The sequence below is a fragment of the Ferdinandcohnia sp. GQ5 genome (assembly GCF_059759275.1).
Map to the genome: position 1 here is coordinate 40,549 of NZ_JCAXEW010000001.1, position 22,911 is coordinate 63,459.

24 protein-coding genes are annotated in these 22,911 nt (G+C 36.3%); 17 read left to right on the forward strand and 7 right to left on the reverse strand.

Features of this window, described 5'->3' with window-relative positions; genetic code table 11:
- The first annotated feature begins 1 nt into the window (after position 1).
- Positions 2-1,786 carry an ABC transporter transmembrane domain-containing protein gene (locus tag AC6CHV_RS00190; protein WP_498077834.1) on the forward strand — a complete coding sequence of 595 codons (1,785 nt, stop codon included), beginning with the start codon at positions 2-4 and terminating at the stop codon, positions 1,784-1,786.
- Between the two features lie 11 nt (positions 1,787-1,797).
- Here AC6CHV_RS00190 and AC6CHV_RS00195 read toward each other — a convergent pair whose 3' ends face one another.
- Positions 1,798-1,968, reverse strand: coding sequence for a Spo0E family sporulation regulatory protein-aspartic acid phosphatase (locus AC6CHV_RS00195; protein ID WP_121446666.1), 171 nt, complete (start codon positions 1,966-1,968; stop codon positions 1,798-1,800).
- Between the two features lie 210 nt (positions 1,969-2,178).
- Here AC6CHV_RS00195 and AC6CHV_RS00200 point away from each other — a divergent pair, with 210 nt between their 5' ends.
- The 3 genes from AC6CHV_RS00200 to AC6CHV_RS00210 all read left to right on the forward strand — a co-directional run bounded on the left by AC6CHV_RS00200 (position 2,179) and on the right by AC6CHV_RS00210 (position 3,835).
- Positions 2,179-2,886 (forward strand): cytochrome c biogenesis CcdA family protein, encoded by a 708-nt coding sequence (locus tag AC6CHV_RS00200; protein ID WP_341331821.1) that lies wholly within the window; start codon positions 2,179-2,181, stop codon positions 2,884-2,886.
- Between the two features lie 43 nt (positions 2,887-2,929).
- On the forward strand, positions 2,930-3,289 hold the full coding sequence (locus tag AC6CHV_RS00205; RefSeq protein ID WP_121446668.1) for a response regulator: 360 nt from the start codon (positions 2,930-2,932) through the stop codon (positions 3,287-3,289).
- Positions 3,290-3,373: 84 nt separating this feature from the next.
- Positions 3,374-3,835, forward strand: a complete 462-nt coding sequence (locus tag AC6CHV_RS00210; protein ID WP_121446669.1) for a CcdC family protein — start codon at positions 3,374-3,376, stop codon at positions 3,833-3,835.
- A gap of 45 nt (positions 3,836-3,880) precedes the next feature.
- On the opposite strand, the gene AC6CHV_RS00215 is transcribed toward AC6CHV_RS00210, so the two are convergent.
- Positions 3,881-4,315 carry a DUF2621 family protein gene (locus AC6CHV_RS00215; RefSeq protein ID WP_121446670.1) on the reverse strand — a complete coding sequence of 145 codons (435 nt, stop codon included), beginning with the start codon at positions 4,313-4,315 and terminating at the stop codon, positions 3,881-3,883.
- A gap of 133 nt (positions 4,316-4,448) precedes the next feature.
- On the opposite strand from AC6CHV_RS00215, the gene AC6CHV_RS00220 reads away from it, so the two are divergent.
- The gene (locus tag AC6CHV_RS00220) at positions 4,449-5,708 is read left to right on the forward strand and encodes a SpoIID/LytB domain-containing protein (RefSeq protein WP_121446671.1); all 1,260 of its coding nucleotides are present in this window, start codon (positions 4,449-4,451) and stop codon (positions 5,706-5,708) included.
- 23 nt (positions 5,709-5,731) lie between these two features.
- On the opposite strand, the gene AC6CHV_RS00225 is transcribed toward AC6CHV_RS00220, so the two are convergent.
- On the reverse strand, positions 5,732-6,127 hold the full coding sequence (locus tag AC6CHV_RS00225; RefSeq protein WP_498077835.1) for an Hsp20 family protein: 396 nt from the start codon (positions 6,125-6,127) through the stop codon (positions 5,732-5,734).
- Positions 6,128-6,279: 152 nt separating this feature from the next.
- Here AC6CHV_RS00225 and selA point away from each other — a divergent pair, with 152 nt between their 5' ends.
- Positions 6,280-7,695, forward strand: a complete 1,416-nt coding sequence (gene selA / locus AC6CHV_RS00230) for an L-seryl-tRNA(Sec) selenium transferase (RefSeq protein WP_498077836.1) — start codon at positions 6,280-6,282, stop codon at positions 7,693-7,695.
- A 23-nt stretch (positions 7,696-7,718) separates the two neighbouring features.
- On the opposite strand, the gene AC6CHV_RS00235 is transcribed toward selA, so the two are convergent.
- On the reverse strand, positions 7,719-7,862 hold the full coding sequence (locus tag AC6CHV_RS00235) for a small acid-soluble spore protein P (RefSeq protein WP_099355277.1): 144 nt from the start codon (positions 7,860-7,862) through the stop codon (positions 7,719-7,721).
- Between the two features lie 129 nt (positions 7,863-7,991).
- On the opposite strand from AC6CHV_RS00235, the gene AC6CHV_RS00240 reads away from it, so the two are divergent.
- The gene (locus AC6CHV_RS00240; protein WP_121446674.1) at positions 7,992-8,246 is read left to right on the forward strand and encodes a hypothetical protein; all 255 of its coding nucleotides are present in this window, start codon (positions 7,992-7,994) and stop codon (positions 8,244-8,246) included.
- A 37-nt stretch (positions 8,247-8,283) separates the two neighbouring features.
- Here AC6CHV_RS00240 and sspO read toward each other — a convergent pair whose 3' ends face one another.
- Positions 8,284-8,433 carry a small acid-soluble spore protein SspO gene (gene sspO, locus AC6CHV_RS00245; protein WP_121446675.1) on the reverse strand — a complete coding sequence of 50 codons (150 nt, stop codon included), beginning with the start codon at positions 8,431-8,433 and terminating at the stop codon, positions 8,284-8,286.
- Between the two features lie 219 nt (positions 8,434-8,652).
- On the opposite strand from sspO, the gene acnA reads away from it, so the two are divergent.
- From acnA to AC6CHV_RS00275, 6 genes are all read left to right on the forward strand, one after another.
- Positions 8,653-11,361, forward strand: coding sequence for an aconitate hydratase AcnA (gene acnA / locus AC6CHV_RS00250; RefSeq protein WP_121446676.1), 2,709 nt, complete (start codon positions 8,653-8,655; stop codon positions 11,359-11,361).
- Positions 11,362-11,644: 283 nt separating this feature from the next.
- Entirely contained in the window at positions 11,645-12,169 is a 525-nt protein-coding gene (locus AC6CHV_RS00255; protein WP_121446677.1) for a TlpA disulfide reductase family protein, read from the forward strand.
- A gap of 151 nt (positions 12,170-12,320) precedes the next feature.
- The gene (locus tag AC6CHV_RS00260) at positions 12,321-12,461 is read left to right on the forward strand and encodes an FbpB family small basic protein (protein WP_440274224.1); all 141 of its coding nucleotides are present in this window, start codon (positions 12,321-12,323) and stop codon (positions 12,459-12,461) included.
- A gap of 100 nt (positions 12,462-12,561) precedes the next feature.
- Positions 12,562-12,699 (forward strand): small acid-soluble spore protein N, encoded by a 138-nt coding sequence (gene sspN / locus AC6CHV_RS00265; RefSeq protein ID WP_498077837.1) that lies wholly within the window; start codon positions 12,562-12,564, stop codon positions 12,697-12,699.
- A gap of 128 nt (positions 12,700-12,827) precedes the next feature.
- Complete coding sequence (gene tlp, locus AC6CHV_RS00270) at positions 12,828-13,061, forward strand: small acid-soluble spore protein Tlp (RefSeq protein WP_121446678.1); 234 nt, start codon at positions 12,828-12,830, stop codon at positions 13,059-13,061.
- A 133-nt stretch (positions 13,062-13,194) separates the two neighbouring features.
- Positions 13,195-13,620, forward strand: a complete 426-nt coding sequence (locus AC6CHV_RS00275; RefSeq protein ID WP_121446679.1) for an acyl-CoA thioesterase — start codon at positions 13,195-13,197, stop codon at positions 13,618-13,620.
- Between the two features lie 34 nt (positions 13,621-13,654).
- Here AC6CHV_RS00275 and AC6CHV_RS00280 read toward each other — a convergent pair whose 3' ends face one another.
- Positions 13,655-14,842: a CapA family protein gene (locus tag AC6CHV_RS00280; protein ID WP_440274225.1), complete on the reverse strand. Its 1,188-nt coding sequence runs from the start codon at positions 14,840-14,842 to the stop codon at positions 13,655-13,657.
- A 193-nt stretch (positions 14,843-15,035) separates the two neighbouring features.
- Between AC6CHV_RS00280 and AC6CHV_RS00285 the strand changes: the two genes are divergently transcribed.
- The gene (locus AC6CHV_RS00285; RefSeq protein WP_498077838.1) at positions 15,036-16,820 is read left to right on the forward strand and encodes a prolyl oligopeptidase family serine peptidase; all 1,785 of its coding nucleotides are present in this window, start codon (positions 15,036-15,038) and stop codon (positions 16,818-16,820) included.
- Positions 16,821-16,886: 66 nt separating this feature from the next.
- On the opposite strand, the gene plsY is transcribed toward AC6CHV_RS00285, so the two are convergent.
- Positions 16,887-17,498 (reverse strand): glycerol-3-phosphate 1-O-acyltransferase PlsY, encoded by a 612-nt coding sequence (plsY, locus tag AC6CHV_RS00290; RefSeq protein ID WP_121446682.1) that lies wholly within the window; start codon positions 17,496-17,498, stop codon positions 16,887-16,889.
- A gap of 283 nt (positions 17,499-17,781) precedes the next feature.
- Between plsY and AC6CHV_RS00295 the strand changes: the two genes are divergently transcribed.
- From AC6CHV_RS00295 to parC, 3 genes are all read left to right on the forward strand, one after another.
- Complete coding sequence (locus AC6CHV_RS00295; RefSeq protein WP_121446683.1) at positions 17,782-18,195, forward strand: CoA-binding protein; 414 nt, start codon at positions 17,782-17,784, stop codon at positions 18,193-18,195.
- A gap of 220 nt (positions 18,196-18,415) precedes the next feature.
- Positions 18,416-20,398: a DNA topoisomerase IV subunit B gene (parE, locus tag AC6CHV_RS00300; protein WP_498077839.1), complete on the forward strand. Its 1,983-nt coding sequence runs from the start codon at positions 18,416-18,418 to the stop codon at positions 20,396-20,398.
- 6 nt (positions 20,399-20,404) lie between these two features.
- Positions 20,405-22,849, forward strand: coding sequence for a DNA topoisomerase IV subunit A (gene parC / locus AC6CHV_RS00305; protein WP_498077840.1), 2,445 nt, complete (start codon positions 20,405-20,407; stop codon positions 22,847-22,849).
- Positions 22,850-22,911 lie beyond the last annotated feature (62 nt).

The window sequence follows — 22,911 nt, forward strand, 5'->3', positions numbered from 1 at the left end:
TATGAACAAAATGACAAAAAAAGACCAAAGGGCTGCTTTAATAAGACTTCTTTCTTATACGAAAACGCATACACGAGAGTTTATAATTGCATTCTTTTTGCTATTACTTGCAACGATTGCGGACATTGTTGGTCCGATATTAATAAAAATTTTCATAGATGATTATTTAACACCAAGACATTTACCTATTCAACCTTTAATCTTTTTGGGAGCGATTTACCTTTTAATTCATTTTACAAAGGTAATACTTCAATATTTTCAATTGGTAAAATTTCAAGAGATCGCATTGAAAATTATTCGCGAAATGAGAATTGAGGTATTTTCAAAGGTCCACAAACTTGGATTAAAGTATTTTGATAAAACACCAGGTGGCAGTATTGTTTCTAGGGTTACGAATGATACAGAGGCAATCAAGGATATGTTTGTAGAGGTTGTTGCGACTTTTGTACAAAACGGTGTCTTTTTAATTGGAATTTTTATTGCAATGTTTTATCTTAATGTCCAACTTGCTCTAGTTTGCTTACTATTAATTCCAATTCTGTTTATATTAATGCAAACTTATCGCAAATTCAGTTCTAAATACTACCACGATATGCGAGAACGACTTAGTCAGTTAAATGCAAAGCTTAATGAATCACTCCAAGGTATGGCTATTATTCAGGTGTTCCGACAAGAGAAAAGACTACGACAGGAGTTTGCTGAAATCAATGATGCGCATTATCAAGCGGGAATAAAAAATATTAAGCTAGATGGTTTGTTACTGAGACCGGCAGTTGATTTCATTTATATCGTGACAATAATTATGGTGCTTAGCTTTTTCGGTATTTCATCTCTTGAGAGTCCGATTGAAATTGGTGTACTTTATGCATTTGTAAATTATCTTGAACGATTTTTTGAACCAGTAAATAATATGATGATGCGTTTATCTTTGCTGCAACAAGCAGTTGTTGCATCTGGCCGAGTATTTGAACTTCTCGATCATGATGAGCTTGCACCACAAACAATTGGTAACGACAATCCATCAGTCCAAAAAGGAGAAATTGAATTTAAAAATGTTAGCTTTTCTTATGATGGAAAACGAGATGTATTAAAAAATATCTCTTTTACAGCAAAACAAGGCGAAACTGTTGCTCTTGTTGGTCATACTGGTAGTGGGAAGAGTTCGATTATTAATTTATTAATGAGGTTTTATGATATTGAACGTGGAGAGATATTAATCGATGGACATTCTATTATCTCTTATGAGAATAATGAACTTCGTCAAAAAATGGGCTTAGTGCTTCAAGATCCATTTTTATTTGTCGGAACCATTAAAGACAATCTTCGTTTACATAATCCGGATATTACCGATCACGACATCGAAGAAGCAGCAAAATTTGTTCAAGCGGATAGTTTTATAAAAAAACTAGAAGGTGGATATGATTTTCAGGTAGTAGAGCGAGGGTCAACTTTTTCAAGTGGTCAAAGGCAGCTTCTAGCGTTTGCAAGGACCATTGTAACGAATCCTAAAATATTGGTATTGGATGAAGCGACTGCAAACATCGATACAGAAACTGAGGAAGAGATTCAAAAGGCACTCGAAAAAATGAGGAGGGGTAGAACGACAATCGCAATTGCTCATCGATTGTCAACAATTCAAGACGCGAATCTAATCTTGGTATTACATCAAGGGGAAATTATAGAAAGGGGAACGCACAAAGAATTGCTAGCCCAAAAGGGGTTATATTATAAAATGTATTTACTCCAGAATGGCAGTGTGGATCATGTCGAAAATGCTGTTATGTAAAAAGCCTTTCATTAGTTTGAAAGGCTTTTTTCCGATTTACCCGTATTATATTGATTTAATAGATTGTCTAAATCTTGACTTACTTTAATGGTAGGTGTTGCTGTAAAACCGTGTTTCAAGACAATTTCAACCAGCTCAGTTCTTTTTTGTTCAATTTTAAGTAGAAGTTGTTCTTTAGACACAGGAATAACCCTCTCATTTGTTAGTAGGCTCCGTCATGGACGAGTTTTTTATAGTATAACATATAATGGTAAATCAATGGTAAATAACTTATTTGGAAATATATTCAACATTAGAATAGTGCTATGACACAAAACGTTCATATTAAAAATTATGATTACTGGAGTATTTTTGCTAGAATGATATTGATGAACGAATTAGGAGTTGTTAAAATGGCAGATGTTAATGCATTTCTTGCTTTTGGTGCAGGATTTTTATCCTTTATTTCACCATGTTGTTTACCGTTATATCCAGCATTTTTATCCTATATAACGGGTGCATCAGTAAGTGAATTGAAATCTGATAATGCAATGTTGCAAAGACGGAGTATTTTACATACCATTTTCTTTTTAATTGGATTCTCGATTATTTTCGTTATGCTTGGTTTTGGGACATCTTATGTAGGACAAATCTTCAGTGACTATAAGGACTTAATTCGTCAAATTGGTGCAATTCTCATTATATTCTTTGGTCTTGTTGTGCTTGGGATCATACGGCCTGGATTCTTAATGAAAGACCGCAAAATTGAGTTTAAGAATCGACCTGCGGGTTATGTTGGATCGATTTTTATCGGAATGGCATTTGCAGCTGGTTGGACACCATGTATGGGCCCTATTTTAATGTCGGTTATTGCACTTGCAGGTACAAATCCGGATTCTGCAATGTTGTATATGGTATTATACTCATTAGGATTCTCTATTCCATTTCTTGTCCTTTCATTTTTCATCGGACGTTTACAATGGATTCGCAAAAACAGCATAAAGATTGTAAAAATCGGCGGATATGCAATGATTATTATGGGTGTTGTTCTTTATTTTGACTGGATGACAAAAATAATTGCGTACGCAACCGCTATTTTTGGAGGATTTACTGGTTTTTAGTCGAAGTAGCTACTTATGAAGTAGTTTAAGGAGGACCAGAATAGTGGCTAGAATTCTAGTTGTTGATGATGCTAAATTTATGAGACTTACTCTCACAGATATATTTGTTAAAGCTGGTCATGAGGTTGTTTCAGAGGCTGTAAATGGTATTGAGGCAGTTGAAAAATATAAAGAGACTAATCCGGACCTAGTCACAATGGATATCACAATGCCTGAAATGAATGGCATTGAAGCTGTCAAAAGAATCAAGGAAATTGATCCAAAAGCATGTATTATTATGTGTTCTGCCATGGGTCAGCAAAAAATGGTCGTTGATGCAATCTCAGCTGGAGCTAAAGATTATCTTGTAAAGCCTTTTGATGCTAGTCGGGTTGTAGAGGCGGTTAATAGATTGTTAAATTAGATATAAACCCATTTAAGATTAATCGTCTTAAGTGGGTTTCATTTGCTATAAGTGGAATTTCTAGACGATTCATAAAAAGGACTGATTTATTTGGTTATTGCATCTTCCATTGTCGCAATTATGATGGCGATTTTCGTAACCTTTCTAAGAGCAAAATCTGCCCAAAAACCCGCTTCTGTTAAAAAAATTATATTGCCTCCTGTTTTCATGAGCACAGGCGCACTTATGTTTGTCCATCCAATGTTTCGCGTGACACCACTTGAGGTCTTAGAGGCCGTTGTGGTAGGAATGCTTTTTTCAATCCTGTTAATCAAAACCTCATCATTTGAAATAAGGGAAAATGATATATATATGAAACGTTCAAAGGCGTTTATATATATTTTAGTAGGGTTATTGGTCATTCGGATTGTTTTAAAATCGGTATTAAGTACATCAATTGATTTCGGAGAATTGAGTGGAATGTTTTGGATTCTTGCTTTTGCCATGATTGTTCCGTGGCGAATTGCGATGTATGTAAAATATAAAAGGCTTGCCTCAACATTATAAAGAGGAAACCTCGGTAGACTTTACCGAGGTTTCTTTCTTTATAATCTAAAATAATTCTTTATAAGGAGTGACGTCTATTTGTTTTTCTTTTAATGTTTTTAATAGGAATTTATGGTCCCGTTTCGGTGTGGCTATGATATAACCTCTAACCACCAAATCTTGTGAAATCTGTTTTGCTTTTTCAGTTAGAGCCAACTCACCAATTTTTCCAGCGATTTTTTGTCTAGCAACATCACGAAAAAGCTCTGGAACTGGTTTAACTAAATCCTCTAATAACGCCTTCTGCTCATTTGGCCACAAATGACGTGTTTCTTCTATGTAATAATCCTGCCAATCTAAATCAGACTTTCCATCCTCCTTTGGAAGCTTTTTCAAAAACTTTCGGAACATAAAAAAGCCACCAATTGCAAGAAGTGTAATAAATAAGAATACCCATATCAATATAAACCATAAAAACCAACCAGTTAATTCCCACTGCATGAATAGTTCACCTCAATGCTTCATTATACCTTAACTGATAAGTTTTTTAAAAGAAAGAAAACCTCTTTTTATATGAAATTTGCGTGGCAGATAAGACTTCATATTATTCTTTGTGATTGGGAAAAATACAGATATGAAAAAAATACTATTTTTTACTTGTATGTTTTTATTTGCATTCGATCTATATCAGGGGAGTGCCGAAGAATTAGTACGTGTTCGTCTTGAAAATTTTGTCGGGGATACGAATGAAATTCAGATGCGCATCACAGGAGATTATTTCACTATAGATCCGACACTAACATTACAAGAAGGAGTGAACTACCGGTTATATGTCAATAAAGGGAATCTGTATCTTAGAGGAGGAGAAGTCAATCAACAAGTAGACCCTAGCTTTTTATTGATCCCCCGAAACTATGATGAGAATCACCGTGTCTATATTAATGAACGACCATATTTAGGTGCAATGGAATTTCAATTGGAAAATAATCAAAATGTGCGTCCTGTTAATCAGCTCCCTTTGGAAGATTATTTAAAAGGGGTTGTTCCACTAGAAGTGTTTTCCTCATGGAATATTGAAGCATTAAAGGCCCAAGCCTTAGCAGCAAGAACATATGCCGTTTCCCATATGAAAGAAGACATGGATGATACGACTTTCTATCAGGTGTATGGGGGATATGCTTGGAATGTACGTACCACTCAAGCTGTTGAAGCTACAAGGGGTCAAGTTATTACTTATAAAAATAAATTAATTGATGCTTTTTATTCAGCAAGTAATGGTGGTATGACCGAGAATAATAAAAATGTGTGGGGAGGGAAAAGTAGGTCATTCTATCCAATTAAAGAAGATCCGTTTGATCCAGTCCACCCGTGGGAATTTACTTTGTCGAAAACACAAATATATCTAGAAGACATAGATTGGGATTCTATTGATGGATTTGATGGGTTACAGGAAAAAGATAAAGAGATAGCAGCTGCCATGAAAAGATCAATAAATCGTCAAGGTTACCCAGGAGAGATAGTCATCCTTTCGATTCCTAAATTCGAGGTGAATCCAAAGAAATTTAACTCAAAACGTTCTATGACGGGTTCAATTGAAGTGGAATTTTTACAACGATTAATTGATGGTACGATCCTTTTAGGAAAAGTTGCCCTTCAAGATGTGAATTTAAATCGAATACGACCAATGATTGGCGGTACTATTTTTAAGAGCTATTATATAGACTCACTTGATTCAGATGATAAGAAATATGTGATGCGTGGCAGAGGATACGGGCATGGTGTAGGGATGAGTCAATGGGGAGCAAGTATAATGGGTGATAAAGGTAAAAACTATGAGGAGATTATACAATTTTATTTTCCTGGAACGTCAATCACGAATTATGAACGTAAATAAAACAAGAAAGGGTCCTGTAGCTTTCACAGGACCTTTATTTTAATTTTGCTTTTCTTTTTTTTCCGTTTTTCGTTCTTTTTGATATAAATTTCGAGTATTTCATTTCGAAATAGTGCTTCTATCTTCTTTTTTTCTAATTCGAAAGGAAGGGTCACAACTCTTTCTGTTAATACTTTGTCATTTGGAGGATTTTCGCAATCTGTTAATTTAATGTGGAATGCATCGTCCTGGACATTTAACTGAATCTGATTGGGCTGATAACCTGATAGTTCAGCCTCGATGATATACTCATTTTGTGTTTCAAATAAATCAATTCGAAATTGATAATCATCTAAAAGATATGGGTCTTCGAGAAACTGTTTCATCCAGTCCTCCAAACCATTTAAGGAAAGGGGATTGGACTTATCAAAATTTTTCATGTCTTGACCTCCATGGGATTCTATATTCAGGATATTCACAAGTGTAAGTGTTCGTGATAGTGAAATAATAAAAAAGGGTACAATCTGTTTGTAAAGTACGTGGTAATCATGTAAAACTAGACTTAAACATGCTTTAGTGGAGGAAATTGAGTATGAAAAATTTGTATCAACTGCTCCCTGCAATTCATGAGTTGCAAGCTAATACAGAATTTGAACAGTTTCAAAAAAAATATAATGTGGATAAGGAATATCTGACTAATATCTTAAGGGATGTCGTAAGTAACATTCGGAATGTGATTGTAAATGGGGAATGGAATGAAAGTGCTTCTTCAAAGGAAGACATGGTTCGTTTCATATATCGAAAGAGCGAAGAGGAGTTAGAACACAGTACGAATTACTATCTAACCAAAACAATCAATGCGACAGGGACAGTTTTACATACCAATTTAGGAAGGGCCAGACTTAGTGATGAAGCTATCCAACATGTTGTAGAAATCGCAAAGGGGTATTCTAATTTAGAATATAACACGAAAGAAGGGATTCGTGGCTCACGACATTCTATTGTGGAGTCACTTCTCATGGAATTAACAGGTGCTGAGAGTGCGATGGTTGTAAACAATAATGCTGCGGCTGTTTTTTTAATTTTACGGGCTTTGGCTAATAGCCAGGAAGTTATTGTTTCTCGGGGGCAATTAGTTGAGATTGGCGGTTCATTTCGGATATCAGCGATAATGGAGGAAAGTGGTGCAAGATTAGTTGAGGTGGGGACAACTAATAAAACACATCTTGAAGATTACGAGAATGCCATTACAGATAGTACATCGATGGTCCTTAAGGTACATACAAGTAATTTCAGGACAATTGGTTTTACAAAGACTGTTGATATTTCAGAACTAGTTACATTAAAGCAGAAAAAAGAAAACCTTGTTATTTATGAAGACCTAGGAAGTGGTGTTCTATATGATTTAAAAGGGCACGGAATTGGGGATGAACCTGTTATCAAGGAAGTTTTGGCAAAGGGGGTTGACCTTGTATCCTTTAGTGGTGATAAGCTTCTTGGTGGACCGCAAGCGGGTATTATTGCAGGGAAGAAAGAATGGATAGATAAATTAAAAAAACATCAACTTGCTCGAGTGTTGCGGGTTGATAAATTGACATATGCAGCATTAGAAGCAACGTTATTTTCATATCTTAAAGGAAGTTCGATAGCGATTCCTACAATTCGGGATATATTGGCTACTGAAGAAGAGATAAAAGATAGATGTCAACAATTTGTAGCTTGTTTAACTGATAAAATAAATCATTATCATATTGAACTAAGAAAAGAGGGTTCACCAATCGGGGGCGGAACAATGCCCGGGGTGGAAGTGCCAACTTTTGTAGTTTGTTTAAAACATCCTAAAAAGACAGCTATTGAAATTGCAACAATGCTACGTCAGCAATCCACACCAATTATTGTAAGAATAAAAAATGACGAAATACTCCTTGATTTTCGTACCATACAACAAGATGAAATTGAAGAAATTGCAGTAGCTTTTGTGAAAATTGATAAAAAGCCGCAAGATTAGCGGCTTTTTATTATCCATGATTATTACATATCATGTCCTTGGTTATTTTTTTGTCTTGTGTGATTGCGGTTTTTTACTTTTTTCGAACCACTTAATGGTTGTGGTTGGCTGCCTGTGCTTTGGCCGCCGTTTGCTCTAATATCCTTAAATGTATTCTTTTCACCCATGTTAAATCCCCCCTTCATATGTATTAGGATAATGATTTTCCACTTTTTTATGCGGCTTAAGTTCTGAATGATTTTCTGGAAAAAAGGTAAGCTATTATTGCACGAATTACCTTAAGGGAGTTGAACAATATGCCGTATCATAAGGATAAACAGCAAGCTTTCCAAGCAGCACAACAAGGAACAGAGGAAGCGAAAGATGTGTATGCAAATATTGTAAGCAATGATCCTGACTATGGTGCTCATTTAAAGCGATTGAAAAATGAAGTGAATGAAGCCTATCAACAAATTGAAAATGCATTAGAAGTGGCATCAGAGCATCAGAAGGCCCAACTGCAACAGTTTCAATCGGACTTACAATCCATCATGAATGAAGTTAACGAATAAAATAAGCCCGCATTAAGCGGGCTCGCCAATTATATGATTATTGATTTTTCTTTCGCTTTTTATTATTTTGTCGTTGTTCTGCAGTTAAGGGCTCATTAGCAAATTCCTCATTAAATCCCGCACCAACACCTTGGGCACTTGCGTCATTCATGCCTGGTCGAACATGATTCGCTTTACGCTTCGACATTCTTTTCACCTCCGCCCTTATTTTATTCTTCTTTCACTAAATTATCCTGTAAGTCAATAAGAAAAACTTATAGAGCATAATAACAATCTTGTTATTTACTTATGTATATAGTTATATTAATATATGTATGCAGGGAAATTAAATGGGAGAGTATAAAATCTCTTGAATTTCGACAAATATTTATGATTGCGTTATTATTGATACGAAGGGGGCATACATATGGCAAAGCATGATGTATTTAATGCACGTTCTTCTTTTGAAGCAAACGGCAAAAAGTATAACTATTATAGCTTACAAGCATTAGAAGATGCGAAAATTGGTAACGTTTCAAAATTGCCGTATTCCATTAAGGTTCTATTAGAATCAGTACTACGTCAAGTTGATGGAAGAGTAATTACAAAAGAGCATGTTGAAAATTTAGCAAAATGGGGAACTGATGAATTACAAGAGGTTGATGTTCCATTTAAGCCTTCTCGTGTAATTCTTCAAGATTTTACTGGAGTACCAGCTGTAGTTGATTTGGCTTCACTTCGTAAAGCAATGGCTGACATGGGTGGAGACCCACAAAAAATCAACCCAGAAATTCCAGTTGATCTAGTTATTGACCACTCTGTACAGGTTGATAGAGCAGGTACACTTGATTCATTAAAGTTCAATATGGATCTAGAATTTGAACGTAATGCAGAGCGTTATAAATTCTTAAGCTGGGCTCAAAAATCATTCGATAATTACCGTGCTGTACCACCAGCAACTGGTATCGTTCACCAAGTTAACCTTGAATATTTAGCAAATGTTGTTCACGCTGTTGAAGGTGAAAACGGTGAATTTGAAACATTCCCTGATACACTAGTTGGTACCGACTCTCACACTACAATGATTAACGGTATCGGTGTACTTGGATGGGGTGTTGGAGGAATTGAAGCAGAAGCAGGAATGCTTGGTCAACCTTCATATTTCCCTGTACCTGAAGTTATCGGTGTGAAATTAGTAGGTACATTACCAAATGGTACAACAGCTACTGATTTAGCGCTTAAAGTAACTCAAGTATTACGTCAAAAGGGCGTTGTTGGTAAGTTTGTAGAATTCTTCGGTCCAGGAGTTTCACAACTTCCGCTTGCAGACCGTGCAACGATTTCTAATATGGCTCCGGAATATGGTGCTACATGTGGATTCTTCCCTGTAGATGATGAAGCCTTAGAATATCTACGTCTAACAGGACGTGACGAAGAGCAAGTTAAAGTTGTAGAAGAATACAGTAAAGCAAACGGTTTATTCTATACAGCAGATGCTGAAGATCCAATTTTCACAGATGTTGTTGAAATTAATCTTTCTGAAATTGAAGCGAATCTTTCCGGTCCTAAGCGTCCACAAGATTTAATTCCACTTTCAAAAATGAAAGAAGCTTACCAAACTGCACTAACTGCAACTGGTAACCAAGGCTACGGTTTAACTCCTGAAGAAATCAATAAGGAAATTACCGTAAAATTCAACGATGGCGAAGAAGTACAAATGAAGACTGGTGACATTGCAATTGCAGCGATCACAAGTTGTACAAATACTTCAAATCCATACGTTATGTTAGGTGCTGGTCTTGTTGCAAAGAAAGCAGTTGAAAAAGGCCTAGAGGTTCCTAAATATGTAAAAACATCTTTAGCACCTGGTTCTAAAGTTGTTACTGGCTATTTAGAAGATTCAGGATTACTTTCATACCTTGAAAAGCTAGGTTTTAGCACTGTTGGTTATGGATGTACTACATGTATCGGTAACTCTGGTCCATTAGCTCCTGAAATTGAAAAAGCTGTTGCTGAAAATGACCTAGTGATCACTTCTGTTCTTTCTGGTAACCGTAACTTTGAAGGACGTATCCATCCGTTAGTTAAAGGTAACTACCTTGCATCACCACCACTTGTTGTGGCATATGCACTAGCTGGAACTGTTGATATCGATCTTGAAAAAGAACCAATCGGTAAAGACAAAGATGGTAATGATGTGTTCTTTAATGACATCTGGCCTTCTGCAGAAGAAGTTAAAGCAGAAGTTAAGAAGACTGTTACTCCTGAGCTATTCAGAAAAGAATACGAGCGTGTATTTGATAATAATGAGCGTTGGAACGCAATCGAAAGTACTGATGAAGCACTTTATGTATGGGACGACGAATCAACATACATTCAAAACCCACCATTCTTCGAAGGTTTATCTAAAGAAGCTGGTGAAGTTAAGCCATTAAGTGGTTTACGTGTAGTTGGTAAATTTGGTGATTCCGTAACAACTGACCACATCTCCCCAGCAGGTTCAATCGGTAAAGATACACCAGCTGGTAAATACCTACAAGAAAAAGGTGTTTCACCTCGTGACTTTAACTCTTATGGTTCACGTCGTGGTAACGACCGTGTTATGACAAGAGGAACTTTTGCGAATATCCGTATTCGTAACCAAATCGCTCCTGGTACAGAAGGTGGATGGACTACTCACTGGCCAACAGGAGAAGTTATGTCTATCTATGATGCATGTATGAAATACAAGCAAGATGGTACTGGCTTAGTTGTTATCGCTGGTAACGACTATGGTATGGGATCTTCTCGTGACTGGGCTGCGAAAGGTACTAACCTTCTTGGCATTAAGACAGTTATTGCTGAAAGCTTCGAACGTATTCACCGTAGTAACCTTGTATTAATGGGTGTATTACCACTTCAATTCAAACAAGGTGAGAATGCTGAAACTCTTGGCCTAACTGGAAAAGAAACAATCGAAGTTCAAATTGATGAAAATGTAAGACCTCGTGACTATGTAAAAGTAACAGCTACAGACGAAGAAGGAAACAAAAAAGAATTTGAAGTACTTGTTCGTTTCGATAGTGAAGTTGAAATTGATTACTACCGTCACGGTGGTATCCTGCAAATGGTACTTCGTGAAAAAATGAAGGGTTAAAATGAAAGGCGGAAGCGACCGTATAATGACGTACAGACTGGACTGAGCCTAGCGGAGATAAAGGAAACACGATGAACGTAGTGAATCGATGTTGACTTATCGTACGGCAGGTGAGGGAAGTCTGCTAGACGTTGGGAGCTGGAACTAGACATGACCTTTATATCTAAGGCAGTTTTGTGGATTTCACAAAACTGCCTTTTAATATTGTCCTTTTACATAAGTAAATTGATATAATGATAATAGGGAAAACCTTTGATTTTGCTTAAATTTACGGAGGATTCAAATGGTTAAAAAAATTATTATTCCACTTATTCTAATTGTCCTAATAGGATATGCTGTTTTTGATTTTGTAGAAGATAAAAAAAGAGGGGTAACCGGTATTGAAATTGGCAATATGGCCCCAGATTTTGAACTTCAATTATTAAATGATGAAAATGAAACAGTTCGATTATCAGATTTAAAAGGAAAGAAAGTTGTTGTGAACTTTTGGGCATCATGGTGTAAACCATGTCGTGAGGAAATGCCTGAGATTCAAGAGTTTTATGAAACAAAAAGTGATGACATTGAAGTGCTTGCTGTCAACATGACCGCTTCTGAAGTAAAAGCAGAAAATGCACATAAATTTGTTGAGGGGAAAGGTTATACATTTCCACTCTTAGTAGATCCAAAAAATCAAGCAAGTAGTGATTATGAGGTATTAGGATTACCTGAAACATTTTTTATTAACTCCGATGGAACGATTAATGATTATATCAAAGGACAGATGGACCTAGAAATGTTAGAAGCTAAAGTAAAAAAATTAAAGTAAAAAATGTGAACCAACTCGATTTGGTTCTTTTTTTATGCCTTTTTTAGGAAAAAAAGTACATCTTAATTATTTTTAAATAAATTTTCGAAAATTTGTAATAATTTAATCGTTTTTTGGAGATTAATACTATTACAATGGTAGATAGAGGAAGGTGAGAAAATTGAGAAAAGTAAGAAAGGTTTCATTTGCAGATTTGGTTAATGAAAACAAACAGCAATTATTAAAGGACCAAGAAGCAATGGAGCGTATTGAGGCGAGAATTGAGCAAAAAAGATTAGAAAAAGCTGAGTAAATTTCCCATCAAATCTTTTATTTGGATAGAGTATCCACTCTTCTTTTTACATGAGAAAGCCCTTTCCGGGTGATAATGTAAAGGAGGAGGGGTAAATAAAATGCCGAAAAATTATCATAACCAATTTAAAAATAACCAAATAGGTACACAACCACGTGGATTTGGTGGAAATAAAGGGAAAAAAATGCAGTATACATCAGGAAAGCATGCTCAAGTTATGCAAACTAAAGGTGAATAATGCTACCATTAGCACACATGGATAAAAGGACGTTAATCAATAACGTCCTTTTATTTTTTTCCAGAAATAAAATGATTAGAACTGAAGCAAAATAGAGATGTATTACTAATACATAGGAGGAAAAAGAAATGACGCACAACAGATCTAAACCAGATGATAGAAGTGATAATGTAGAAAGACTACAAGACATGGTTCAAAACACGATTGAGAACATCGAGGAGTCTCATGATGCAATGCAATTTTCAAATGGAGAAGAGCGTCAAAGAATTCAGGCCAAGAACGAACGCCGTGAAGAATCTATCGCTGCAATGCGCGAAGAAATAAAGGACGAAGCTGCCGCTCGCGAAAATGGGTATAAGTAAAACTTGTAGAGTATGCCACCTTATATGGCGTACTCTATTTTTGTCATTCGAATGAAATCATTTTTAGGGCATTTCCAACTTATGTTACTATATATGTAAAGCGTTTTTAGAACACAATAGGGAGAGGTTAGAAGTGCTCATTTCAAAAAAAGAAGTCGAAGTTCGTTATGCAGAAACAGACCAAATGGGTGTTGTTTATCACGCGAATTATCTAGTTTGGATGGAATTAGGTAGAACCAAGTTAATTAAGGATTTAGGATTTAGCTATGCAGCAATGGAGAGCGATGGCGTTATTTCTCCTGTAATTGATCTTCAGGTTTCCTACAAAAAACCTTTGCGATATGGTGAAACAGCTTTAGTGAAGACGTGGATCGATCATTATGACGGTCTGAGAGTTATTTATGGCTATGAAATAGTACGCCCCGATGGAGAGGTTTCCGTAAATGCAACATCGTCACATGTTTGTGTGAAAAAAGATTCATTCCGCCCAATTTCGATCAGAAAACATTACCCTGAATGGCATAAGGCATATGAAGAATCAAAGAAGAAAGTTGAATAGAAAAAACAAGGCATTTGGTGCCTTGTTTTTTTAGTTACTGTTTTTGGTTAAGCCATTGGTTCATATGCTGAGTCATTTCATCGTATTTACTTTTAGCATTACTTAATCCAACCGCTCCTGCATTTTCGAGAGGTACTACTTTAAAGTTTTTATTTTGACTGTTTGATACAAATGTTGGTGTAAATTGTGGGTTTTGAATATGAATGAAGGATTCATCCTTTGCTTTTACTTCTTTAATAATTTCAACTTTTAAAACCCCACCAATATCTTTATAATCCCACATCTGTCCAGATAAAAAATTACCTAATGAGTAAATCACGAAGGTTTGATTTCCATCCTTACCTGTTAACCAATCCATCGGCTGTAAGACGTGAGGATGATGACCTATAATGAGGTCAACACCCTCATCGGCAAGCTGCTGTGCCAATTGTTTTTGATGATCATTCGGTAGTAATTGATATTCATTTCCCCAATGCATACTTACTGATACGACATCAGCAATCTCTTTTGCTGCTTTAATATCTTGTTTTATTAGATCCATGTCAATTAAGTTAACAAGATGATCTTTTCCCTTAGGGACAGGAATCCCATTTGTCCCATAAGTGTAGGAAAGAAATGCAATTTTAATTCCATTTTGATTTAATACCCTAATTCTACTTTTATCTTCAGGACTCTGGTACCCTCCTGTATATTCCATCCCGATTTTGTTTAAATAATTTGTAGCACTAATAATCGCCTTTTCACCGCGGTCCAGGGTATGGTTATTCGCAATAGAAACAATATCTACCCCTGCATCCTTAAATGCATCAGCAACCTCATAGGGGCTGTTAAAACTCGGATAAGTAGATAAACCAATTTCAGTACCACCAACTATTGTTTCTTGATTGGCAATCGTAATGTCTGCGTTTTCAAGTAAGCCTTTTACATTTGCAATCATTGGCTTGAAATCATATCCATTGTCTGTTTTTGCATCATTATATACGGTAGAATGGATTAAAATATCTCCGATCGCTGCTAGTGTAATTGATGTTGTAAACGGTTTGAAATGTTGCTCAGTCTTTTTGAATTCATGATTCTGAGCAATGTAGGCCTCAGTTTTTGTATTGGCTTTAACATTATGTAGAGTAAAATAAATTCCGAATGGAATAAGTAATAAAATCATTGTACTAATGAGATATTTGGTACTAATTAATGCCCTTTTTTTCCTTCTGCTTCGTCTCATATAACATTTGCTCCTCACCAGAATATGATAATTCTACTATAATACAAAACTATGAAAAAATGTTAGAAATTTATCGAATATTGTCAATGATTTGAAGGGTATTTCATCTTTCGAAATAAAAAGGCAGGAGAATTAAGTAAACTGTCGAAATAGTTTGATGTGAATTGAAATCTAAAGAAGTAGGTGTTAAAGGATGAAATTTCAAAAGCCAGATGTAGAACAATTTTTTAAAACCTTTGGGATACAGAATTTTACGATTAGTCCCGACGAAAAACAGATGGTATTTAGTACAAACTTAAGTGGAAAGTATAATCTTTGGGCAATCGACCTGCCTAATCAATTTCCATATCCATTGACTTTTAATGACCAAAGCTGTCAAGAGCTTACTTATGATAAAAATGGAAAATTTTTAATTGCGGGATTTGATAAAGATGGCGATGAAAATACACAGTTATATGCTATTCAGCCGCAAGGTGGGGAATTAAAACCTATTCGAATTCAGGAAGGGCACCGACATATGATGGCAATCCTTTCCAAGGATGGGAAGAAATTATTCTATACTTCAACTAAGGATAACGGGATGTGTTTGAATTCATATTGCTTTAACCTCGAAACAGAAGAAGAGTTGGTTATCAACGAAGGAAAAGATGCAGCCACCTACTTGTTAGCACTTAGCCCAGATGAAAGTAGTCAAATCTATTTAAAGCATTTTGCCAATACATATTCCTTAGCCTTTTTACATAGAGATGGCCACGAAATACGCTTAACACCAGAGACAGAGCAACAGCATACAGTATCAGATGTCCTATTTACATCTGATAATACGATATACCTATTAACGGATTATAATGATGACTTTTCATATCTTGCTAAATTTGATGTAACAACAAACACTTTTTCTAAAGTTGCATCATTCGAAAAAGAAGAAATGAAATCAATTAAATATAATAAACAATCTCAAACGATCTACATTGTGAGTGAAAAGGGTGTTGAGGATTTTCTCTATGGATATCGTATTGAAACAGGAGAAGTAGAAAAGTATGATATGCCTTCAGCCGTCATTGAAAAGCTAATTGTAACAGAAAATAACAGCCTGTATGTCCTTGGGCGTTCTGCTACCAAACCGTTAAACATCTATATGCGAGCGGCTACTGAAAATGTGTGGAAAGCCGTTACGAACTTTGGCGTTCCTGGAGTAAAAGAAGAAGAACTTGTTCAGCCTGATGTAATCACTTATCCTTCTTTTGATGGTTTAGAGATTGAAGCATTACTGTTTAAGGCAAATGAAGATGTATCAAATGGCCATGTCATATTATGGCCACATGGTGGACCACAGGCTGCAGAACGCAAGTCATTTAGGGCGATGTTCCAATCCCTGGTGAATCGGGGATATAGTATTTTTGCGCCGAACTTCCGTGGTTCAACTGGTTACGGCTTGAAATTTGCGAAAATGGTGGAGGGTGACTGGGGACATGGTCCTCGTCTAGATAATATCGAAGGACTTGAATGGTTAATTAAGAACGGATACGCAGACCGTGAAAAAATACTTCTCTTAGGTGGTAGCTATGGTGGATATATGGCACTCTTGCTTCATGGTAAACACCAAGAATACTTTAAAGCTGTCATTGACATTTTTGGACCTAGTGATTTGTTCTCGTTTATTAATTCGGTTCCAGAGCACTGGAAGCCTGTTATGAACCAATGGGTTGGCGATCCGGTGAAAGATCATGAGAAGTTAGTAGAGTTTTCACCAATCACCCACTTAGAAGGCATGGTAAAACCGATGTTAGTTATACAAGGGGCCAACGACCCACGTGTTGTAAAAGCGGAATCTGATAAAATTGTACGGGCATTGCAAGATAAAGGGAGGGAAGTTGAATATTTGGTTCTTGAAGATGAAGGGCATGGATTCTCGAAAAAGGAGAATGAAATCAAAGTAAATCGAAAAATACTAGAGTTTTTTGATCGATTTATTTAAAAAGAAAGACGTGTGACTTTCGAAGGGTCACACGTCACTTTCCTTTGATCAGGATATAAGCTCTGTTTATAGCCATTTAATTTTTGGCTCTGTTTTATTTTTAATTCGAGTGATGTTTGCTCGGTGGCGATAGAACACGAAAACGGCTAGTAATGAGACAACAATAATTAACGGGTAATCCGTTCTAACAAAAATACTATAAACAATACTGAATGATACGCAATAAATTGAAACTAACATTGAAGATAGCGAAACCATTTTCGTTAACTTCAAGAAAATAAAAAAGCATAGTAAAGTTGTAATAAATAGGATCGGGTTATAACCCAACAGTACCCCACCAGAGGTAGCAACTGCTTTTCCACCTTTAAAACCTGCAAAAATTGGGTACATATGTCCTACAACAGCTACCATTCCAACTAATAAAGGAAAATAATCTGGAAATGACCCATCCAATAATAAGGTAGGAAGTAGTGTTGCTAATGTCCCTTTTAAGATGTCTGCACTCGTAACAATTAAACCTGCCTTTTTTCCAAGTGTTCTAAACGTATTTGTCCCACCTAAATTTCCGCTACCATGCTCCCGAATGTCTATACCATAGCCAATCTTCCCAACGATTAATCCAGAAGGAATCGAACCAAGAAGATAGGCAAGGAGTATAATAATAATATTTAGTACCATACTCTTAACTCCTTTAATAAAATAATAAAGATAAGTGCTACTTGACACATTGTATCATTCTTTATCGATAATACCATGCTTGTACAAGTATTCTCATTATACAAGATATTTTTACTTACAATCGTTTTTTATTTTAATTTTGACAAAAAAATATTGTAAAATGCTGAAGAAATATTCAAATCCGTTGAAAATCAAAATAAATGCAGGAATATCTAAGCTTGGGACCGAAATACTATGAGAGATATTATCTGTTAGAATATATTTAAAGGGAGGACCAAATAACATGTCATTGGAAATTCCGACTCGTGCTGAACTCGGTAAAATTTTAAAGAAAAGTAAAAGGATAGCTGTGGTTGGTTTATCTGCTAATCCTGAAAGAACTTCCAATATGGTGAGTAAGGCAATGCAGGATGCGGGGTATGAAATCATTCCTGTAAATCCAACTATTGACGAAGCATTGGGTGTAAAAGCCGTTAAATCAATAAAAGATATCGAAGGACATATTGATATTGTTAATGTTTTTCGAAGATCAGAATATTTAATGGATGTGGCGAAAGAATTTGATGATATTGATGCGGATGTATTTTGGTCGCAGCTTGGATGTGTTAGTGAAGAAGCATACTACTATTTGAAGGAACGTGGGATTACGGTTGTAATGGATCGTTGTATAAAGGTAGAACATGCTTTGACAAAATAACAAACCATGAGATAAAATCCTTGTTCTTATACAAGGATTTTATCCTTTTCGCCAGAAACGGTTTGCGAAATTTTGATAAAGATATAAAATAAAGGATGAGGCATTAAGAAACAAAACATTTGTTCTGTTAAGTAAGAAACAACTAAATTAGTGATACTACTTATATAGAGAGAGGCTATTTTTAGCTATGTACTTGGGGTAAAACCCAAGTGTTTTGTATATGAAAGGGGTATGTTTTTTGGCGAAGCAACAATTTGACTACAATGATGATGCAATACAGGTACTAGAAGGCCTTGAAGCCGTTAGAAAGAGACCTGGTATGTATATTGGAAGCACTGATGGTAAAGGACTTCACCACCTAGTTTATGAAATTGTAGATAACTCGGTCGACGAAGCTCTATCAGGTTATGGGAATCACATCATTGTTAGAATCCATAAAGACAATAGTTTAAGTGTCCAGGATAAAGGACGTGGAATGCCAACTGGTATGCATAAAATGGGTAAACCAACACCTGAGGTTATTTTTACCGTGCTCCACGCAGGCGGAAAATTTGGTCAAGGTGGGTATAAAGCAAGTGGAGGTCTCCATGGGGTTGGAGCATCGGTTGTGAATGCTTTGTCTGAATGGCTTACAGTCACGATTAAGCGTAATGGATTTGTATATGAACAGCGCTTTGAAAATGGTGGCAAACCTGTTACTACTCTTGAGAACATCGGAAAAACAAATCAAACGGGTACCACGATCCATTTTAAGCCGGACCCTACTATTTTTAGTACGACTACATTTAATTCTGAAACATTGAGTGAGCGTTTAAGAGAATCAGCCTTCTTATTAAAAGGGCTAAAGATTGAGATTTTTGATGACCGCAATGATTTCCATGAGGTTTATCATTATGAAAATGGGATTGAAGCGTTCGTAGAATACTTGAATGAGGAAAAGGATGTACTACATCCTGTCGTTTCTTTTGAAGGGGTTCAGAACCGAATTGAGGTAGATTTTGCGTTTCAATTTAATGATGGGTATTCAGAGAATATCTTATCCTTTGTAAATAACGTAAGAACAAAGGATGGAGGTACACATGAAGTTGGATCGAAAACAGCTTTGACCCGTGCTTTTAATGAATATGCTCGTAAAACAGGCCAATTAAAAGAAAAAGATAAAAATCTTGATGGTTCTGATATTCGCGAGGGATTAACGGCAATTGTATCCGTTCGTATTCCTGAAGAATTATTGCAATTTGAAGGACAAACAAAAGGAAAGCTTGGAACGAGTGAAGCACGCTCAGCTGTTGATTCAGTCGTTTCTGAAAACCTCGCTTATTTTCTTGAGGAAAATCCAGATATAAGTACCCTTCTTGTTAAAAAATCGGTAAAAGCTGCTCAAGCTAGAGAGGCAGCAAGAAAAGCAAGAGAAGAAGCTAGAAGCGGAAAGAAACGAAAGAAATCCGAAGCGTTACTAAGTGGTAAATTAACCCCTGCCCAGTCAAAAAATCCAGATAAAAATGAGCTTTATCTTGTTGAAGGAGATTCTGCTGGAGGGTCGGCCAAACAAGGACGTGATCGTCGTTTCCAAGCAGTTCTCCCGTTGAGAGGTAAAGTTATTAATACAGAAAAAGCAAAGCTTGCCGATATCTTTAAAAATGAAGAGATCAATACAATCATTCATACAATTGGCGGTGGCGTTGGAGCTGATTTTACTATTGCTGATATTAATTATGATAAGATTGTTATCATGACAGATGCTGATACCGACGGTGCTCATATTCAAGTATTGCTTTTAACCTTCTTTTATCGATATATGAAGCCATTAATTGAAGCGGGTAAGGTATATATTGCATTACCACCGCTCTATAAGGTAAGTAAAGGAACAGGTAAAAAAGAAGTCATTGAGTATGCATGGAATGATAATGAATTAAAGGATGCAATCGCTAAAGTCGGAAAAGGCTATATGATTCAACGCTATAAAGGTTTAGGAGAAATGAATGCCGACCAGCTTTGGGATACGACAATGAACCCTGAAACGAGAACGCTAATTCGAGTCCGTATCGATGACGTAGCAAGAGCTGAACGAAGAGTAACTACACTAATGGGCGATAAGGTTGAACCGCGCCGTAAGTGGATTGAATCAAATGTTGCCTTTGGTCTTGAAGATGATTCGAATATTTTGGACAATGAAAATTTATCGGTCGTAGAAGGGGAGTAACAATAAATGGTACAAACAGAACAATACCGTGATCTACCTCTTGAGGAGGTAATTGGAGATCGTTTCGGTAGATATAGTAAATATATTATTCAAGATCGTGCTTTACCAGATGCAAGAGATGGTCTTAAACCCGTTCAAAGAAGAATTCTTTATGCCATGCATGTTGAGGGTAATACAGCTGAAAAAGGTTTCCGTAAATCGGCAAAAACGGTTGGTAATGTAATTGGTAATTACCATCCCCACGGAGACACATCTGTATATGATGCGATGGTTCGTCTAAGTCAGGATTGGAAGGTTCGGAATGTCCTGGTGGAAATGCACGGAAACAATGGTAGTAATGATGGTGATCCACCAGCAGCGATGCGTTATACCGAAGCACGTCTTTCGAGTCTTGCTTCCGAGTTGTTACGTGATATTGAAAAAAACACCGTTGAATTCATTCCTAACTTTGATGATACAAGTAAGGAACCCGTTGTATTACCTGCGATGTTCCCAAACTTACTTGTAAATGGTTCTACTGGAATCTCTGCAGGTTATGCTACAGATATTCCACCTCATCATCTAGGTGAAGTCATAGATGGTGTCATCAAGCGTATAGACAATCCAAACTCAACTGTCGATGAACTTATGGAAGTGATTAAGGGTCCTGATTTTCCAACAGGTGGCATTATTCAAGGGATTGAAGGGATAAAGAAAGCCTATGAAACGGGAAAAGGAAAAATCATTGTCCGTGGAAAAGTAGAGATTGAGGATCTTCGCGGTGGAAAACAACAAATCGTTGTTACTGAAATACCATATGAAGTGAATAAAGCAAATATGGTTAAAAAAATTGACGAGATTCGATTAGATCGTAAAGTGGAAGGTATAAATGAGGTACGTGATGAAACAGACCGAACAGGCTTAAGAATTGTTATTGAATTAAAAAAAGAGGCAGATGCGCAGGGAGTGCTCAATTTCCTCTATAAAAATACTGATCTTCAAATAACCTATAACTTTAACATGGTCGCTATTATGGACAGACGACCAGTATTGATGAGTCTGCCGAAAATATTGGATGCGTACATTGCCCACCAAAAAGAGGTTATTACCAATCGTTCTCATTATGAATTAGATAAAGCACGTGAACGTCAGCATGTTGTTGAAGGTCTTATTAAGGCGTTATCTATCTTAGATGAAGTTATTGCGACAATTCGTGCTTCAAAGGATAAAAAAGACGCGAAAAATAATTTAATCGATAAATTCGGATTTACAGAGCCGCAGTCTGAAGCAATCGTTTCCTTGCAATTATATCGCTTAACAAATACCGATATCACAGCACTTCAGCAAGAATATGATGAGTTAAACAAAAAGATAAGCGAATTAGTTGAAATTCTACAAAATGAACGCAAGCTGTTTCAGGTCATTAAAAATGATCTGAAGCGAGTGAAAAAAACCTATGCAGATAATCGCCGTTCGAAAATAGAAGACGAGATCGAAGAAATTAAGATTAATCTTGAAGTGTTAATTCCATCTGAGGATGTGATTGTTACTGTTACCCAGGACGGCTATGTTAAACGGACAAGCCCTCGATCATATGCTGCATCAAACGGCCAAGACTTTGGCATGAAGGACACAGATCGACTGTTGCACAAATTTGAAATCAATACAACCGATACATTACTGCTCTTTACTAACAAAGGGAATTATTTATATATTCCAGTTCACGAATTACCGGATATAAGGTGGAAAGATCTAGGTCAACATGTTGCCAATATCATAAGTATAGATCGTGATGAATTCATAATAGAGGCATTCCCTGTTACGAATTTCGAGTTGCCGGAATACCTACTCTTTATCACCAAAAACGGAATGGTGAAAAAATCAGAGCTGACTATGTACAAAGCACAACGATATTCAAAACCACTTGTTGCAATTAATTTGAAAAATGATGATGAAGTCGTATCTGCTCATATCACAAACGGCAATATGGATGTCTTTTTAGTTACACATCTAGGGTACGGACTCTGGTTTGGTGAAGAAGAAGTCAATGTTGTGGGTGCTAGAGCAGCAGGCGTTAAAGGTATCAACCTTAAGGATGGCGATTATGTTGTTGCCGGTTCAGTTGTACCACCATCAACGCCAGCTGAACTTAGTATTGTTACACAACGCGGAGCCGTTAAGAAGATGAAAATCACAGAATTTGAAAAAGCAACACGAGCTAAACGTGGACTAGTAATGCTTCGTGAGCTAAAGAATCATCCACATCGTATTGTAGGCGCACATCTTGTTACAAATCTTGATGAGCTTTTCCTTAAAACTCAAAACGGAAAAATCGAATCAGTCGAAACAAAATCCTTACGACCAAATGATCGATATAGCAACGGTTCATTTGTCGTAGATACAGATGAAGCGGGAGAAGTAATTGATACATGGATTGTTACGAATGAGGAAAATACCGACGAAATAAAATAATCATGCTTGAAAAGCAGCTACTTAAGGGTAGCTGTTTTTGATTTTGAAATAATATTGTTAAC